Source organism: Ningiella ruwaisensis (assembly GCF_004798935.1).
Classification (GTDB): Bacteria; Pseudomonadota; Gammaproteobacteria; order Enterobacterales; family Alteromonadaceae; genus Glaciecola; species Glaciecola ruwaisensis.
Genome location: NZ_RAHT01000003.1, coordinates 49,555 through 67,669, shown reverse-complemented (window position 1 = coordinate 67,669; position 18,115 = coordinate 49,555). Strand labels below are relative to the sequence as shown.

Sequence of the window (18,115 nt, the reverse complement as noted above, 5' to 3'; positions counted from 1 at the left end):
TCCTTATAAATCGGTTGTTCAAATGAATTAAAAATAAGCCTCGTGCAAACGTGAATCGATTTCAATTAGACCCACTTGAATGTCATCTATAAATTCATGAAGCTTATTCTGTTTGAGCTTGGCAGGATTCGCATTAAGTAAATAGTTACGCACCTGTCTTGTTTTGTTAATCACTTCTTTGCTATTTGGTAATTGGGCTAAAGAAAAATCGACCTGCTCAAGCGTATGCAATAGTGAGCGGGGAAAACGTGCTTCTTGCATCAAAAAGCTTAGCACATCCTCTCGATTGATCCGCACACGCACTTGCCGTCGATACATTTGATAGGCAGTCATCGACTTTAACACGCTCATCCATTGAATGTTACTAAAGGCTTGAGAATCTTCATCAATATCCGGTAGTAAGGAAGCAGAGCGAACATCTATAATTCGCGTTGACATATCTGCACGCTCCAGATTGCGGCCGATGCGTAGAAAGCTATAACCATCGTCGTGCGTCATTGTACCGGCCAATAAGCCCGTAATTGCCTGATTCGCTCTGATGATAGTTCTTAAAAAGTCATAGCGCGAACGTCTCGAAAACGCATCCGCTTTGTTCTCATTGACAAACAAATAGACGCTATTAATTTGCTCCCAAGCCTCTTGCGGGATAATTTCTTTGACTGTGCGGGCATTTTCCCGGGCAAAAGCAAGAGAATTTAAGATTGAGCCGGGATTATTTCTGTCCAAGAGCATAAATCGTATAACGCTTTTTTCATCTGCTTTTTCATAGTGCTCATAAAAAATGGAACGAAAAGATAAGATATCGACGATGGGCTCCCAACCCAGTTTGACGCGCGTGGGTAAGTCCAATAAAAGGTGTGAATTTACGTTGATTAAACGAGCAGTGTTTTCAGCGCGTTCTACGTAACGTGCCATCCAGTAAATGTTATTTGCGACGCGTGATAACATACTCATTCCTCATCCTCCATGTCGACTATCCAGGTATCTTTGCTTCCACCGCCTTGAGAGGAGTTGACAACTGTTGAACCTTTTTCCAGCGCAACTCTTGTCAAACCACCCATTGTAACGTTGACGTCTTTGCCACTTAAAATAAAGGGTCGCAAGTCAAGGTGTCTGGGCTCCGCTTTTGTCCCAACCATGGTGGGGGCGGTGGATAGGATCAACATTGGTTGCGCTACATAATTACGAGGATCTGCCTTTATTAATTTCCGAAACTTTTCGTGTTCAGCTTCGCTTGCGTGCGGGCCGATTAGCATGCCGTATCCACCCGACTCGTTAGCCGGTTTAACTACCATTTCATGAATATTTTCCAGCACATATTCGCGTTCTTGCTTATTATTGCATTTGTAGGTAGGTACATTTGCCAATATCGCCTTTTCACCTAAATAGTACTCTATAATTTGTGGAACGTAGGCATAAACCACCTTATCATCTGCAACTCCTGAGCCTGGTGCATTTGCCAAAGCGACATTGCCCGCCTTCCAGGCGCGGATAATACCTGGCACACCCAGTACCGAATCTGGATGAAACACTTCAGGATCAATAAACCAGTCATCAATGCGACGATAAATAACATCCACACGAGATAGCCCGTTGATGGTTCGCATGTAAACGCAGTCATCTTCGTCAACTACTAAATCTGAGCCAATTACTAACTCTGCGCCCATCTGCTGAGCCAAATAAGCGTGCTCAAAATAAGCGGAATTATATATTCCGGGAGTAAGTACCACGATTTCGGGCTCTTCAATTTTACGAGGCGACATTTCAGCAAGCATGTCGTATAACTGGGAAGGATAATCGTCCACTGGCAATATATTATATTTGGCAAACATTTCTGGAAAAACGCGTTTCATAACGTGTCGATTTTCCAGCATGTAGGATACGCCGGATGGAACGCGGAGATTATCTTCCAACACGTACACCGTGCCTTTGTTATCGCGTACCAGATCAGAGCCGCATATATGTGCCCATACGCCATGCGGTGGACTAAAGCCTTTGCATTGTGGTAAAAAGTTTTTGGATTTTTTCAGCAGGCTGGCGGGGAAGATGCCGTCTTTGACAATATTTTGATCATTATACAAGTCGTCGATAAACATATTGAGCGCCTTAACTCTTTGCTTCAAGCCGCTTTCTATCTCATCCCATTCTTTTTTATCAATGAGTCGAGGAATAATGTCAAAGGGCCAGGCTCTGTCTATTGAGCCTTCTTCTTCGCTATAAACCCTAAAGGTTATGCCCATGACATGAATTGCGGAATCTGCCGCGGCCTTTAGCTCATTTATATCCTTGTCTGATAAATCTCTTAGATATTCACATAAGTCACTTGCGTAATCTCGCGGTTTACCGGCTGCGCGTATTAGTTCATCATGCAAATTTTTGACTTTGTAGCTTCCCCAACGAATGGCCATAATCTCTCCTTATCGACGCATTTACTAAGATAGCACTGCTAGTGGGCTATCGTACAGAAAATATACTTTTTGCGTTAAATGCGCGACTTAGACCAAAATTCGTCTTCTATGCTTTTTTGTGCGACTAATTCGAAGGCGTCTGAATCCGCTCTTGAGGGTGAGATTTCATCGATATCCTTGCGTAATTGGGTGTGGTTATCGTGTTCCTTGTATGCAAAAAAACTTTCCTTGTCTCGCCACTGAGCGTAATTGATTAGGTCTTTGCCATCAATACTGACGTGCAAATTGGCGCTGACAAAGCCATCACAATCGCTGATCCAATCATCGATATGACGTGCAATCTTATCGGCAAGCGCTTGTGCGTCTCCGTCTACACAGTGAAATCTTACAATTTGAATATAATAATTATCGCGGATGCGAACCATGATAGCTCCTTAATTGTAACTACAGCATATTGATAAACATGCGTACTAGATAAATAAAGGCTGTTTGCAACTTACTACAGCGTATTAAAGCCAGTTTGCAGGTATCGTGCCGAGTAAGAGGAAACCTTAAGTATTTGAAATTACTGATAATTTTAATAAGGTGCTTTTACTAGTTGTGATGACAGTTCGCCCTTTTTACACAACTGTGTAAAGTTGTATCACTGAATGTCATTGCCTCTGTTTAAAACAGGAGGCAATGAATGATATTAAAAGCGCTTTCGGTATATTCAGCCTCATAAGTAATGAAGGGATACTCAATTTTGTTCACCTCACTGCATTAAACCTTTTGAATAATGCATGCGCCGGTTATTGTCCATCACAATAGCATCAAAAGCGGGGAGTGAATTAATTAAGCCCAAACCTTGTTCCAGCCCCATTACAAATACGGCAGTAGATAAGGCGTCGTTGTAGACCGATTCAGGGCCAATAATCGATACAGACTGCACTTCATAGCTTGATGTGCCGGTTTTAGGAGATAAAATATGGTGATAGCGCTGACCGTCCTGTTCAAAATAACGCTCATAATCGCCGGAGGTCGACATTGCAGTATCTTCAAGCGGGATAACAACTGCCTGTTTATCCGCATTACGCGGGTCCCGAATACCGACTATCCATGGTTTCCCCCGTTTATCGCCAAGCAAGCGGGTATCGCCACCAGCGGTAACAAGTGCATGCTCTATTCCTAGCGCTTTTAAAGATGCAACGGCTTTATCGACCGCATATCCTTTGGCAATGCCACCGAGATCTATTTTTACATCGGGATGCGCAAAATACACGCTCGTATCGTCTGGGTTTAATACAATCAGTTTGTAGTTGATGGCTTCTAAAAGCTCATTTATGCGCGCTTGACTGGGTCGCTGCGCTTCTCGATAGTTATACAAGTAACCCACGCTTGCAAACGTTATATCAAAAGCGCCTTTGCTTAATTCTGAAAGCTCAACACTTAGAACCAGTAAATCAAAGAGCTCCTTTGACACAACAATCGGCTTTTTATGAGCCTCTCGGTTTAACGTAGAAAGCTCACTTGACGCAATGTAGGGGCTCATTAGCTGGTTAACGCTTTCCATATCGTCCATTACCGTCTGTAGCGCTTTTTCACGGATAGTGGCATCTTCGTGGTAGACCTCAGCGTAGATGTTCGTGCCCATAATACTTTCGCTTCTTGTACCCCAACTCGCATGGCTTGCCGAAGCAAAGACCAACAAAGCAAATATTGAGATCAGTTTACTGGCCTTGTGCATGTGGAAATAAAAATATCTGCTTGGTCTGAACATCTAAATCACTCTTAGAAATATGCCTTATAGAACAACATTGTTAATGAAGGTTCAAGCGCAATGTTTAAAAGCGCAGCGCGAAACAAGGTTCTCACTACAATAGATTGGTGCTCTTTATAAGTAATCTACTTAAAGATCGTCAACAAAGATTGCCGCTGAAACTACGATTTAGAGTGATTTTCTGACGCTTTATATTGATTTAGATCAAAGAATCTCTATACTTTCAAAAATTATTGAAACTTTAGAAAGTAGTGAAGCTTATGCAACTTACGCCAATGATTGAGTCTTTTGTATTTCATTTCGGAGAAATGGGGAGCCGCTGGGGATTTAACCGAACGGTCGGGCAGATATATGCTTTGCTGGTACTAAGCAAAGCGCCGCTTACAGCAAACGACATTGGTGAGGCACTGGGAATTTCTAGAGGTAATGTCAGTATGGGCCTTAAGGAGCTTAACGCCTGGCAGCTGGTGCATACACTTCACAAGCAAGGTGATAGAAAAGATTATTACCATACGCGCGGAAGTATATGGGATATGGCAAACAAGGTCTTTGAAGAGCGACGAAAACGCGAGATGGACCCAACTTTAAGTTTGCTACGTGACATTATGATGGATGAAGCGGCGAACGATGATGAGCGCTATGCCCAAGGTCGTATTGCAGAAATTCACGACCTGCTTGAAAACATTACCGAATGGACGCAAAGCCTACAGCAGCTATCACCTGAAAAACTTAATACTCTAATGAAACTTGGCTCTGGAGTAGGCAAGGTCTTGGAGTTTAAAGATAGATTAATGCCAGGTAAGACGGTACAGGATTTGCCTGATAAGACATAAAGAATGAAGTGCACTACTAACGGGGTTTTTGTTTTTATATTTTATTTTTTTTGATTAATAGAGGCGCGCATGTTTGACGTACTCATACTTTCACGCATTCAATTTGCGGCAAATATCAGTTTTCACATACTGTTTCCCACAATAACCATCGCTCTTGGGTGGTTACTCTTTTATTTTAAAGTGCGATACGACTTATCGAAGCATCCCGTGTGGATGAGAGCGTACCGCTTTTGGGTCAAGGTGTTTGCGCTCAGTTTTGCCTTGGGCGTGGTCAGTGGGATCACAATGTCGTTCCAGTTTGGTACAAACTGGCCTGGCTTTATGGAAACGGTAGGAAATATTGCCGGTCCTTTACTGGCATATGAAGTGCTCACCGCCTTTTTTCTGGAAGCCACTATGCTCGGCATTATGCTATTTGGCTTTCGTAAAGTACCTGGCTGGGCGCATACCGGTGCGACCTTTTTGGTTGCCTTCGGCACGACAATGTCGGCATTTTGGATATTGGTGCTTAATTCCTGGATGCAAACGCCCCAAGGCTTTGAAATGCGCGAGGGGGTAGCCCATGCCACTGATTGGTTCGCCATTATTTTCAACCCCTCCTTTCCTTATCGATTTACCCATATGCTGATGGCATCTGCGCTGACGGTGTGTTTTTTAGTGGCAGGCATATCTGCCTATCGAATTTACCGTGGTGATGACAAAAAAGCCCCGCGATTAACGCTTAAAACAGCGCTTTTCACAGCGGCTTTACTTGCACCAACTCAAGCCTTTATAGGCGATTTACACGGTTTAAATACCTTAGAGTATCAGCCGCAAAAAGTGGCCGCGATGGAAGGTTTGTGGGAAACAGAAAAAGGTGCGCCGCTGGTGCTCTTTGGTATTCCAGACGAAGACACGAAAACAAATCGTTTTTCACTTGAAGTGCCCAACTTGGCCAGCCTCATATTAAAGCACGACATAAACGGTGAATTAAAAGGGCTGAATGAATTTGAAGGCGAGCATCCGCCTGTAAAACCCGTATTTTTTGGTTTTAGAATTATGGTGGGAATGGGCTTGCTTATGATTGCTGTTGCCTGGTGGACGAGCTTTAGCTTAAAGCGCAGGAAGCGCTTGAGCAAATTGCAGTTGATGGTGCTCATTGGTATGACATTTTCAGGCTGGATTGCCACGCTTGCTGGCTGGTATGTCACAGAGATTGGTCGTCAGCCCTATCTGGTTAGCGGCGTATTGAAAACCGCCGATGCGGTAACACCTATAGCAGGTTCAAACGTGATGTTTACCTTGCTAGCCTATTTAAGTTTATATGTTGTGTTACTGATTGCCTATATACGCACCTTGTTTGTATTAGCAAATCGAGCGGTTAAAGAGGAAGAATACGATTTGGCCGTACCCGGATTGGGAGAGCAGGGTCGCAATCAGGTAAAAGACGCTGCGCAAAGTGCAAAAAGTCGAGAAGACAAACGCGCCGGACATCATCCAAATAAACATGGTACGCACGAACCACAGAACGCGGGAGCATAGAAGATGTTTGAATTTGCAAACCCAGATACACTGGCTACTATTTTCGCTGGCTTAACGGCTTTGGCGATCATGCTCTATGCCGTACTCGATGGATATGATTTAGGCGTAGGTATTACGCTACCTATGAAAAACGAGGCCTGGCGCGATACGGCTATTGCATCCATCGGTCCATTCTGGGACGCCAATGAGACCTGGCTAGTATTAGGCGTTGGGCTATTGTTAGTGGCCTTTCCCAAAGCGCATAGCGCCATTCTTGAAGCGTTTTACCTGCCTGCCACTATTCTGTTGCTTGGATTAATCCTTCGTGGTGTTGCCTTTGATTTCAGAGCAAAAGTACATCCCGAAAAAAAGCGATTGTGGGATATAACCTTTATGACTGGCTCGTACATAGCAACCCTTTCTCAAGGATTTATGTTGGGGGTGTACATAATGGGATTAGAATACACTACCGCTAGCATAATTTTTGGGGTTTTCAGTGCCCTGTGCGTAAGCGCAGCTTATGCGCTTATCGGAAATGCGTGGCTAATATTGAAAACAAGCGGCGACATTCAAAAGCGGGCAATTTATATTGCAAAACGAGCAGGCGTTCTTACATTTGCCGGTATTTTAGCGGTATGTTTGATTAACCCATTGGTTAACGCAAATGTCTATCAGGTTTGGACCACACCGCCATTTGCCTATTTTTATGCCGCGATCCCTTTAATGTGCTTCACGCTGTTTTTAGCGGGATACCGAGCCTTAAAAATGGTGGACAACGGCGCCAGCGATAAAGAATGGTTGCCCTTCGCTATTACCATCGCCATTTTCATTGGCTGCTTTTTAGGCTTAGCGTTAAGCTTTTATCCTTATGTGGTGCCAAATTCGCTCACGCTGTATGAGGCTGCCAGCGCACCTGAGTCCCTATCGATTATTTTTGCCGGTACTATTATCGTCGTGCCTATCATCATTTTATATACGGGGTTCGCCTACTATGCCTTTAGAGGAAAGGCTGATGGACTGCGCTACTATTAACTTGAAATGATAAAAATAATAGATGCGCTTTTTATCAGCCTCAGCTCGGTTACAGGCGATAGCTAATGCTATCGCTTGCTTTTCGTACGAATAAATTATTCAGAATAGGCTGATGTGCCCCAAAGCGGCACGGTTGACAGGCTGTGTTTGAAACTTCCAGATGTTTCTTTTGTAGAGTACGACACGTACATTAAGCTCTGGGATTTTGGGTCGTATATACGTCTCACTTTCATATTTTTAAAAAAGATACTTTTGGACTTTTTAAACACCACATCGCCAGAGGGGGATTTATCAATTGCTTTTATCATTTGCGCGGTTATGGGCCCAGTTTGTCGACACGCAATAGAACTGTCTGAGGGGTCGGATAAATCAAGATTCGCTTCAATACTTGAAATATGACAGGTGACACCCGTCACTATCGGATCTTGAAGGGCATCAATTTTAATGTCTTTGGTTGTAAAAATACCTAAAGAAACGTCGCCTACCTCGCTATCGCTGCAAGCTAACATCGTAAAACTCAGGCTAATCAACACAAGGACTTTCAAACACTTAATTTTCATATTGTTCTCGATACTGAAATCACTTTATATTAACCAGCTTACGGTAATGTGCTCTTCTTCGCTACTTATGATAGTGCTCTTTCACCATCAAAAGTGCCTGTTATTTTGATTTATGCGACAAGGTGTGCGCATTGGCTTCCCAGTTCTGCCCATCAAAATCGACCACCCGATAATTTGGCGGCTTATCGTCCAGGCAATTGAGATTAACATCGACTCCATCGGGGTTTTAGCGAGGAATATAAAAAGGCTTAATGCCACATGTGCGGCAAAAATAGTGCTGTGCAATATTGGAATTAAAACGATAGGTTATAAGGTCTTCCTCTCCACAGAGAAGTGTAAAATCCCGCTTAGGTACTATTAGATGCAGGTAGCCGGATTTGCTGCAAATTGAACAATTGCAGTTTTCTATTTCAGGATCGTCTGGTGATTCTACTTCAAAACGCACTGCACCACAGTGACAACTACCTTGATATTTCATGCCTTCTCCATGTTTCCAATGCTCTTCATGCTTTACTTATTGAGCACTTTTTAAAAAACTACGCGCTTAATATCAAATCAACGATAATACCTGCGGGCACTAGCAAGCATAACAGTACATTCATCGCCATAAAGGGGATAAAAGTGCTCAACTTGTCATCGTGAAAGTGCATCGCCCGAAACGCAACTAATAATCCCAGGGGTAAACCAATAAACAAAAACAAGGCCGCCATGGACAGTACCTTGGCGTAAATGAGCCAGGCGATGATAATAAAACTCAAAATAATATTGAGAAAATAAATAAAGGCTGAGGTTTTGAAGCCTAGCTGTACAACCAAATGGCGTCTGCCAGCACGGGCATCTGCTTTCGCATCAGGAAACTGGTTAAGAAGGAGAAGATTATTCACCAGGCAGCACAAAGCTAAACTCAATAGTATGATGTTCAATGAGATAGTTTCGGTCAGCGCAATATAACTGCCCACCACCATTATAAAGCCAAACCCGGCCCCAGGCGCGCACAAGCAAAGCAAAGCACTCTGATTTATATAAGGCGTGTAAGTACCCACTATCATTACGCCTACCAAACCTAAAATGATAAGCCCAATCCGCGAAGTGTCAGAGCCCACGAGCATGACAATGCTTATCCCGAGCAAGACTGATACTACGATAAAAAGCAGACCGGCTGTTTTAACTTGATCAAGCGCTTGAGGATTTTTTTGTAGTGCTCCACTACCGCCACTGAAGGGCGTGCGAACGGTACTATCATCCAGTCCGCTTTTAGCGTCCTGATATTCGTTCAATAAATTTACACTGATGTGAGCGCAGAGCGCAAGCAAGATGCATAAGATGGCGAGAGTGTGTGAAAGGGCGATGTTTTGCGCACTTGCATAAGCAAGCGACACGCCCACACAAATTGGCGCCAGCACTAAAAACTTAGGTCTGGCGCTTTCCCATATAGTTGAAACATATAATGACACCGTTTGTCATCTCACATTTAACAGTTTATAGCCTTTTGATATAAAGGCCTTATGCATCTTAATGACACAAATTAAGCGGCAGCGAGTCCTCTTAGTACATAATGTAAGATACCACCGTGTTGGTAATATTCCCACTCACTGCTGGTATCAATGCGCACTTTAACTTCAAACTCGAATTTTTCGCCATCAGGTCGCTCGGCGGTGACCGTCAGGTTATTTGGTCGTCCTTCTAAGCTTCCAAAACTAAAGCTTTCTTCTCCGGTAAGTTTGTAAGTGTCGGCATTTTCTTCTGGCATAAACTCTAAAGGCAATACACCAAACCCCACTAAATTAGAACGATGAATACGTTCATAACTTTGAGCAATTACCACTTCAATACCTAAAAGTTTAGTCCCTTTTGCAGCCCAATCTCTAGAGCTGCCTGTACCATACTCTTTGCCAGCAAGCACAATAAGCGGTGTTTTAGCTGCTTTGTACTTCATCGCTGCATCGTAAACACTTGTGATCTCATCATCAGGGAAATATTTAGTAAATCCGCCTTCTGTTCCGGGCGCAAGCTCGTTGCGTAAGCGCACATTGGCAAAAGTACCTCGCATCATGACTTCATGATTGCCTCGACGCGATCCCAAACTATTAAAATCTTTGGGGGAAACCCCTTCTTTTTGCAAATACTCACCTACTGGGCTATCTGCCTGAATGGCGCCAGCGGGAGATATATGATCGGTGGTGATAGAGTCGCCCACTTTAATGAGACAACGTGCATTTTGCACATGTAAAAATGCATCTACTTCATTTGACATCCCGTCAAAAAACGGCGGGTTTTTAACGTAAGTAGAATCGGGCCAGCTATAAGTCTGACCTTCTGGAACAGGAAGTGCCCGCCACTGCTCAGTGCCTTCAAACACATCCTGATAGCGGCTTTGATACATACTGGCCGACAAAGATGATGCTACTAAATCACTGATTTCTTTTTGGCTTGGCCAAACGTCTTTTAAATAAACCGGATTGTTATCAGCGTCATGACCTAATGGTTCTTTATCCAAATCTATCGTCATACTGCCAGCAAGCGCATAAGCCACTACAAGCGGAGGTGAAGCAAGGTAATTTGCACGCACATCCTGATGAATACGGCCTTCAAAGTTTCGGTTGCCGGATAGCACTGAACAAGCCGTGAGTTTCCCTTTTTGAATTGCTTCGCTAATCACCTCCGGTAATGGCCCTGAATTGCCTATGCAGGTGGTACATCCATAACCAACTACATCAAAGCCCAAGGCCTCGAGGTCATCAAGCAAGCCTGCCTCTTCCAAATAAGCAGGAACCACCTGCGAGCCGGGTGCAAGTGAGGTTTTTACCCATGGCTTAGGCTTTAAGCCTTTTTCGCGTGCCTTTTTCGCTACCAATCCTGCTGCCAGCATAACCGCCGGGTTAGACGTATTGGTACACGAGGTGATGGCTGCAATAACAACATCACCGTGTTTTAAATGCGTTTGTTGACCGTCTACTTCAATTTTGACAGAGCTTGGACTTTGATTGCTACCCACCGCAGTTGCGCCACCTTCATCTGCAAATCGCGAAACCGTTTCATCTTCTAATTCAATGCCGAGAATTTGCATGTGTTTTACAAAGGCGCTTTTTGCATCGCTTAATGCAATGCGATCCTGAGGTCGTTTTGGACCGGCAATACTTGGCATAACATTGCCCAGATCGAGTGAAAGGGTATCTGAATAGTCGGCTTCTTTATCACCATCCTCGCGCCACATGCCTTGCGCTTTTGCATAAGATTCAACTACATCAATTTGTTCCTGGGTTCGACCACTTAGGGCCATATAGGTAAGCGTTTCCTGGTCGATGGGGAAAATCCCGCAGGTTGCGCCATATTCTGGCGCCATGTTCGCAATGGTGGCACGGTCTGCCAGGGGAAGATTACTTAAACCGTCTCCGTAAAATTCAACAAACTTGCCTACTACGCCCTTTTCTCGCAACATTTGCGTAACGGTGAGGACAAGGTCGGTTGCGGTAGCGCCTTCTTTTAGCTTACCGGTTAGTTTAAAACCGACCACCTGTGGTAAAAGCATGCTAATTGGCTGGCCGAGCATGGCCGCTTCTGCTTCTATGCCGCCCACTCCCCATCCGAGCACTCCTAGGCCGTTAATCATTGTTGTGTGAGAATCTGTTCCAACCAAGGTATCTGGATATAAAAGGGAATTGCCGGTTTCACTATTTTTAGGAGCATCAGCGCTCATCACGACATGGGCTAAGTATTCAAGATTTACCTGATGGACAATACCAGTGCCGGGCGGAACCACACGAAAGTTAGATAGGGCTTTTTGTCCCCATCTTAAAAATTTATAGCGCTCTTCATTACGCTGAAATTCAATTTCAGTATTTTTTGCTAGCGAATCATCGGTTCCAAAATAATCAACCATCACAGAATGGTCAATAACCAAATCAACGGGAACCAAGGGATTAATGGCTTCAGCTTTTCCACCCAGTTTTACGACCGCATCTCGCATGGCGGCTAAATCTACTATGGCGGGCACACCGGTAAAATCCTGCAAAACTACGCGCGCTGGCGTAAAGGCAACTTGCTCTAGGGGTCGCGCTTTTGGATCCCATCTACAAATGGCTTCAATGTCTTGAGCACTCACATGATGACTATCTTCGTTTCGTAATAAGTTTTCCAGCAACACCTTCATTGAAAAGGGTAAACGTGTAACGGCGTCTTTTTGTGGTAAGCGGGTAATGTCAAATATATCGTAAGCTTTACCGTTTACGTTTAATGCGCGGCGGGTATGAAAACTATTGTTACTCATGCTGACTCCTAACATTTGTCGATTTGGCTTGTCACTTTCAGGTGTTTTGAAAAACGCCCTACACTGATTGTTAAGTGCTATCTCTTTACTATAGAACAATCTGCTTCTCTTGATCATTTGAAAGACATCAAAACTGGACTTAAAGGCAAAAATCTCTGATATTCATACGCTTTTTGCTTGAAAAAGACTCAAAAAAAGCCCGGGGCGTACTTCGGGCTGTTATTATGTGATATGTCGCGTTCTAGTATTGATTAAATGCGCTTAAAACTTTCGATATTTAAACTGATATCACAGTTAAGCACTTTAGATATAGGGCAATTCGCTTTTGCGCCTTCAGCGACTTCTTTAAAATCGCTTTCTTCAATGCCTTTAATTTTGGCGTTTAAGGTCAGTGCAGAGGATTCGACTTTAAAGCCCTCACCGTCTTCTACTAAAGTAACAACTGATTTTGTATCGATTTCACCCTCATCCAAGCCTTTTTTAGACAGCTCAAAAGACAGTGCCATGGCAAAACACGAGGCATGTGCTGCTGCAATTTGCTCTTCTGGGTTGGTTCCCGCTTCATCTTCAAAGCGTGTGTTAAAACCGTATGGCTGATTATCAAAGGCACCTGATTCGGTGCTGACAAACCCTTTACCTTCTTTTCCTAGACCCTTGTACTTTGCTGTTGCTGAACTTTTCATTCCCATGATGTACCTCCTATAGAAGTTTTGAATAATGAATGAACATCAATAGGTATGGCACTTATTACACAAATTACAAGCGCAAAACCGAAAAAGATAAAATCAGATAATAAAAAACCCGCGAGTTTTCACTTGCGGGCTTTGTCTTGCATCAAATGTAGTGAAGCGGGTTTATTTTCGAAGTTTTTTAATTAAACGAAGTTGTGCAATCGCTTCGGCCAGTTCAATGGCGGCTTCTGCATAATCAAAATCGGCACCCGCATTGGCCATTTTCTCTTCAGCATGCTTTTTCGCTTCAGCAGCGGCGGCTTCGTCAAGGTCTTCAGCACGTACGGCGGTATCGGCTAGTACTGATACATGGCCAGGTTGTACTTCAAGTACGCCGCCAGCAACATAAATCAGCTCTTCTTCGCCATGCTGTTTGACAACGCGTACCATGCCTGGCTGAATGCCTGTGAGAAGTGGCGCGTGCCCTGGGTAAATACCCAGCTCACCTTCGCTACCTGTAACCTGAATGCGCTCAACCAAGCCAGAAAATATTTCTGCCTCAGCACTTACTACATCCAAGTGAACGGTCATTGCCATATTAGGTCTCCTCGATGAGGGCATAGTTTATGGCTATGCCCATATCATTGCTTACTTTTTCTTGGCTTTTTCAGCGGCTTCTTCAATCGAACCTACCATGTAGAACGCTTGCTCTGGTAAGTGATCATATTCACCCTCTAATATGCCTTTAAAGCCTGAAATCGTGTCTTTCAGCGAAACATACTTACCTGGTGAACCGGTAAATACTTCTGCTACGAAGAATGGCTGTGATAAAAAGCGCTGTATTTTACGTGCGCGAGATACTACTAACTTATCTTCATCAGACAATTCATCCATACCCAATATTGCAATGATGTCTTTTAGCTCTTTATAACGCTGTAGTACCGACTGTACGCCACGCGCTGTGTCATAATGCTCCTGACCAATTACTAAAGGATCTAATTGACGAGAGGTAGAATCCAGTGGATCAACCGCAGGATAAATACCTAAAGACGCAATATCACGAGACAGTACAACCGTTGCATCCAAGTGGGCAAAGGTAGTAGCAGGAGATGGGTCAGTTAAGTCATCCGCTGGTACATATACCGCTTGAATAGAGGTAATTGAACCGGTTTTGGTTGAAGTAATACGCTCTTGTAGTACACCCATTTCTTCAGCAAGGGTAGGCTGGTAACCTACTGCTGATGGCATACGACCTAATAGTGCAGATACTTCGGTTCCCGCAAGGGTATAACGATAGATGTTATCTACGAAAAACAGTACATCACGTCCTTCATCACGGAATTTTTCTGCCATGGTCAAACCGGTTAAGGCAACGCGCAAACGGTTACCCGGTGGTTCGTTCATCTGACCATATACTAATGATACTTTATCAAGTACGTTAGATTCGTTCATCTCATGATAGAAGTCATTTCCTTCACGGGTACGCTCACCTACACCGGCAAATACAGAATATCCGCTGTGCTCAATAGCGATGTTACGGATAAGCTCCATCATGTTTACGGTTTTACCTACACCGGCACCACCAAACAAACCAACTTTACCCCCTTTAGCAAAAGGGCAGACTAAGTCGATAACTTTAATACCCGTTTCAAGCAGTTCAACCGAGCTTGACTGGTCTTCGTAGCTAGGCGCTTCACGGTGAATAGACATACGCTCTTCTTCACCAATAGGGCCCGCCTCATCGATTGGATTACCTAATACGTCCATGATGCGACCTAAGGTAGCTGTGCCTACAGGAACCTGAATAGGTGCGCCTGTGTTTTCAACACTTAAATTACGCTTTAACCCGTCAGTAGTACCCATCGCGATGGTGCGAACTACGCCGCCACCAAGCTGCTGCTGTACTTCTAGTGTTAGACCTGCTAAGTCACCTTCGGTCACTTTGAGTGCGTCATACACACGAGGCACTTGATCTTGTGGATATTCGATGTCCACAACAGCGCCTATGATTTGGACGACCTTACCTTGACTCATAATTTGTCCTCTTAAACTTAAAAATTCGTTGCCTAAACCGCTGCCGCACCACCAACAATTTCACTAATTTCTTGTGTAATTGCGGCTTGGCGTGCCTTGTTATATACCAGTTGCAGATCATCAATAAGATTGCCTGCGTTGTCAGTTGCGGCCTTCATCGCCACCATACGCGCTGCCTGTTCGGAAGCTGCGTTTTCTACAACGCCCTGGTACACCACTGTCTCGATATAACGGGTAAATAGTTTCTCGAGAATTTCTTCAGCGTTTGGCTCATAAATATAATCCCAACCGTAGTCGCGTAGCGTTTCTTCCGATTTTGGCAGGGGCAATAATTGGTTCACCGTTGGTTCTTGGGTCATGGTATTCACAAAACGATTGAATACTAAAAACACCTTATCAATTTCGCCTTCTTCGTAAGCGGTAAGTACTGTTTTTACCGTACCGATAACACTGCTTACGCTTGGCTTATCTCCTAAACCCGATTCAGCTGCCATAACTTTTCCACCAAAGCGTGAGAAAAACCCTACGGCCTTGGAGCCTAAAGCGGCAAAATGCAAACCTACGCCGTTTTCTTTATAACGTTTGATCTGCTCTGCAACGAGTTTGAACTCATTGGTGTTTAAACCCCCACATAAACCTCGGTCGGTCGAGACAACGATAAATGCAACGTTTTTAACTTCTCGCTCTTCCAAAAAAGGATGTTTATACTCCAAATTACCGCTGGCGATGTGACTGATGATCTTAAGCATGCTATCAGCATACGGACGACCCGAAGCCATACGGTCTTGAGCTTTTCTCATTTTTGATGCGGCAACCATTTCCATAGCGCTGGTAATCTTTTGAGTATTTTTAATACTCCCAATCTTACCTTTAATTTCTTTTCCGCTAGCCATGTTTAACCTCTTAGATTCGTCACTTCAATTGCTTTCGCTTTTTTGCTTAGCTTCGCATTACCAAGTCTGTGTAGCCTTGAATTTGTCGAATGCTTCTTTCAATTGAGCTTCGATATCGTCGTTGTAGTTACCGGTTTCGTTAATGGTATCCATTAACGATTTGTGCTCTGAATTCATATAAGAATGCAGTGCTGCTTCAAAATCCAATACCTTTTTAAGTTCGATATCTTTTAGATAGCCTTTTTCTGCAGCAAACAACGATACTGCCGTTTCTGCAACGGAAAGTGGCGCATACTGATTTTGCTTCATCAATTCAGTTACGCGCTCACCGTGCTCTAACTGTGCACGAGTCGCTTCGTCCAAATCAGATGCAAACTGAGAGAAAGCGGCCAATTCACGATACTGAGCAAGCGCCAGACGAATACCACCACCTAATTTCTTGATGATTTTGGTTTGCGCTGCACCGCCTACACGAGATACTGAAATACCTGCGTTTACTGCTGGACGGATACCGGCATTGAATAAATCGGTTTCCAAAAAGATTTGTCCGTCGGTAATTGAGATTACATTGGTCGGTACGAAAGCTGATACGTCACCTGCCTGCGTTTCAATGATCGGTAGTGCGGTTAATGAACCGGTTTTACCTTTCACTTCACCGTTGGTGTACTTTTCAACATAATTTGCATTTACGCGCGCTGCGCGCTCTAGCAAACGAGAGTGAAGATAGAACACGTCACCCGGGTAGGCTTCACGGCCTGGAGGACGACGAAGTAGCAATGAAACTTGACGATAAGCAACGGCTTGCTTAGACAAATCATCGTATACAATCAAGGCGTCTTCACCACGGTCACGGAAGTATTCACCCATGGTACAACCTGAATAAGGAGCAAGATATTGAAGAGCTGCTGATTCAGATGCTGAAGCCGCGACGATAATGGTGTGAGCCATCGCACCGTGTTCTTCAAGTTTGCGCACAACGTTAGCAATAGTAGAGGCTTTTTGGCCTATTGCTACATATACACATTTTACGCCTGTGCCTTTTTGATTAATGATAGCGTCAATCGCTAGCGCCGTCTTACCTGTCTGGCGGTCGCCGATAACTAATTCACGCTGACCACGACCAATAGGGATCATGGAGTCGACTGACTTATATCCGGTTTGTACAGGTTGGTCGACCGATTGACGTTCAATTACGCCCGGTGCAATTTTCTCAACTGGCTCGAAGGCTTCTGCTTCAATGGCGCCTTTACCGTCAATTGCTTCACCTAGGGTATTTACCACACGGCCAAGAAGCTGTGGACCAACAGGTACTTCAAGAATACGACCGGTAGATTTTACTTTTACACCTTCTTGAAGGTCGATATACGGACCCATTACAACGGCACCTACTGAATCTCGTTCAAGGTTTAGTGCAATGGCGTAACGTCCGCCTGGTAGTTCAATCATTTCGCCTTGCATGACATCTGCAAGACCGTGAACGCGTATGATCCCGTCGGTTACACCAACGATCGTGCCTTCATTTCTGGCTTCGCTCACTACATTAAACTGATCAATGCGTTTTTTGATCAGTTCTGCAATTTCTGTGGAGTTAAGTTGCATACTCATATCCCCGTTATGCTTGTAACGCGTCTTTTAGACGATTTAATTTAGAATTAATAGAACTATCGATCACCGTGTCACCGGCTTTGACTACAAAGCCCGCTATGAGTGATGGATCCACGTTACAATTTAGCTGTATTTTGCGCTCAAATCGGCGTTCAAGCGCTTCACTTATATTGTCGATTTGCTGCTTCGTCAAAGTCGATGCTGAAGTTAAATCCACACTAATTTCTTTTTCGAATTCAACTTTCATGTCACTGAACATGGCAAAGATAGTCGGTAAGAGTAATAGTCTTGAATTTTCGGCCAATACTTTTACAAAGTTTTGACCCGCTTCATCAAGCTGATCTCCACAGATGTTAATAAATACATCGCTTACCGTAACGGCAGAGTGAGAGGCATTCAAATACTCACGCATATCGGCGTTTTTTGTTACCTCAGCGGCAAAGCCTAACATCTCAAGCCACTTATCGATTGCTTGATTTTCAGCAGCATAGTTGAATGCAGCTTTAGCGTAGGGACGAGCAACAGTCATTAAGTCTGACATAATGCTTATCCT

General features: G+C 44.0%; 17 protein-coding genes. 3 read left to right on the top strand and 14 right to left on the bottom strand.

Annotation, left to right across the window (positions count from 1 at the left end; translation table 11 throughout):
* Window positions 1–27: 27 nt before the first annotated feature.
* The 4 genes from D6V41_RS06655 to D6V41_RS06640 all read right to left on the bottom strand — a co-directional run bounded on the left by D6V41_RS06655 (window position 28) and on the right by D6V41_RS06640 (window position 4,041).
* A complete protein-coding gene (locus D6V41_RS06655) occupies window positions 28–954 on the bottom strand; it encodes an alpha-E domain-containing protein (RefSeq protein WP_241664447.1) in 927 nt (308 codons plus the stop codon).
* Window positions 951–2,408, bottom strand: a complete 1,458-nt coding sequence (locus D6V41_RS06650; RefSeq protein WP_136250725.1) for a circularly permuted type 2 ATP-grasp protein — start codon at window positions 2,406–2,408, stop codon at window positions 951–953. Before D6V41_RS06650 ends, D6V41_RS06655 begins: the two co-directional genes overlap by 4 nt.
* 74 nt (window positions 2,409–2,482) lie before the next feature.
* A complete protein-coding gene (locus D6V41_RS06645) occupies window positions 2,483–2,833 on the bottom strand; it encodes an antibiotic biosynthesis monooxygenase family protein (protein WP_136250724.1) in 351 nt (116 codons plus the stop codon).
* 329 nt (window positions 2,834–3,162) lie between these two features.
* Window positions 3,163–4,041, bottom strand: a complete 879-nt coding sequence (locus D6V41_RS06640) for an FAD:protein FMN transferase (RefSeq protein ID WP_338324233.1) — start codon at window positions 4,039–4,041, stop codon at window positions 3,163–3,165.
* 386 nt (window positions 4,042–4,427) lie between these two features.
* On the opposite strand from D6V41_RS06640, the gene D6V41_RS06635 reads away from it, so the two are divergent.
* From D6V41_RS06635 to cydB, 3 genes are all read left to right on the top strand, one after another.
* Window positions 4,428–5,000 carry a GbsR/MarR family transcriptional regulator gene (locus D6V41_RS06635; protein WP_136250723.1) on the top strand — a complete coding sequence of 191 codons (573 nt, stop codon included), beginning with the start codon at window positions 4,428–4,430 and terminating at the stop codon, window positions 4,998–5,000.
* A 69-nt stretch (window positions 5,001–5,069) separates the two neighbouring features.
* A complete protein-coding gene (locus D6V41_RS06630; protein ID WP_136250722.1) occupies window positions 5,070–6,521 on the top strand; it encodes a cytochrome ubiquinol oxidase subunit I in 1,452 nt (483 codons plus the stop codon).
* Window positions 6,522–6,524: 3 nt separating this feature from the next.
* Window positions 6,525–7,532 (top strand): cytochrome d ubiquinol oxidase subunit II, encoded by a 1,008-nt coding sequence (gene cydB / locus D6V41_RS06625; RefSeq protein ID WP_136250721.1) that lies wholly within the window; start codon window positions 6,525–6,527, stop codon window positions 7,530–7,532.
* 95 nt (window positions 7,533–7,627) lie between these two features.
* On the opposite strand, the gene D6V41_RS06620 is transcribed toward cydB, so the two are convergent.
* The 10 genes from D6V41_RS06620 to atpH all read right to left on the bottom strand — a co-directional run bounded on the left by D6V41_RS06620 (window position 7,628) and on the right by atpH (window position 18,103).
* Window positions 7,628–8,092, bottom strand: coding sequence for a CreA family protein (locus D6V41_RS06620; protein WP_179952543.1), 465 nt, complete (start codon window positions 8,090–8,092; stop codon window positions 7,628–7,630).
* Window positions 8,093–8,318: 226 nt separating this feature from the next.
* On the bottom strand, window positions 8,319–8,570 hold the full coding sequence (locus tag D6V41_RS06615) for a GFA family protein (RefSeq protein WP_206663242.1): 252 nt from the start codon (window positions 8,568–8,570) through the stop codon (window positions 8,319–8,321).
* A 58-nt stretch (window positions 8,571–8,628) separates the two neighbouring features.
* Window positions 8,629–9,546: a prenyltransferase gene (locus tag D6V41_RS06610; protein WP_136250720.1), complete on the bottom strand. Its 918-nt coding sequence runs from the start codon at window positions 9,544–9,546 to the stop codon at window positions 8,629–8,631.
* A gap of 71 nt (window positions 9,547–9,617) precedes the next feature.
* Window positions 9,618–12,359: an aconitate hydratase AcnA gene (gene acnA / locus D6V41_RS06605; protein ID WP_136250719.1), complete on the bottom strand. Its 2,742-nt coding sequence runs from the start codon at window positions 12,357–12,359 to the stop codon at window positions 9,618–9,620.
* 251 nt (window positions 12,360–12,610) lie between these two features.
* Window positions 12,611–13,048, bottom strand: a complete 438-nt coding sequence (locus D6V41_RS06600; RefSeq protein WP_136250718.1) for an OsmC family protein — start codon at window positions 13,046–13,048, stop codon at window positions 12,611–12,613.
* Between the two features lie 165 nt (window positions 13,049–13,213).
* Entirely contained in the window at window positions 13,214–13,627 is a 414-nt protein-coding gene (locus D6V41_RS06595; protein ID WP_136250717.1) for a F0F1 ATP synthase subunit epsilon, read from the bottom strand.
* Window positions 13,628–13,678: 51 nt separating this feature from the next.
* Complete coding sequence (gene atpD / locus D6V41_RS06590) at window positions 13,679–15,064, bottom strand: F0F1 ATP synthase subunit beta (protein ID WP_136250716.1); 1,386 nt, start codon at window positions 15,062–15,064, stop codon at window positions 13,679–13,681.
* 32 nt (window positions 15,065–15,096) lie between these two features.
* Window positions 15,097–15,957, bottom strand: coding sequence for a F0F1 ATP synthase subunit gamma (gene atpG, locus D6V41_RS06585; protein ID WP_136250715.1), 861 nt, complete (start codon window positions 15,955–15,957; stop codon window positions 15,097–15,099).
* A 57-nt stretch (window positions 15,958–16,014) separates the two neighbouring features.
* The gene (atpA, locus tag D6V41_RS06580; RefSeq protein WP_136250714.1) at window positions 16,015–17,556 is read right to left on the bottom strand and encodes a F0F1 ATP synthase subunit alpha; all 1,542 of its coding nucleotides are present in this window, start codon (window positions 17,554–17,556) and stop codon (window positions 16,015–16,017) included.
* A 13-nt stretch (window positions 17,557–17,569) separates the two neighbouring features.
* Window positions 17,570–18,103: a F0F1 ATP synthase subunit delta gene (atpH, locus tag D6V41_RS06575; RefSeq protein ID WP_136250713.1), complete on the bottom strand. Its 534-nt coding sequence runs from the start codon at window positions 18,101–18,103 to the stop codon at window positions 17,570–17,572.
* Window positions 18,104–18,115: the final 12 nt, after the last annotated feature.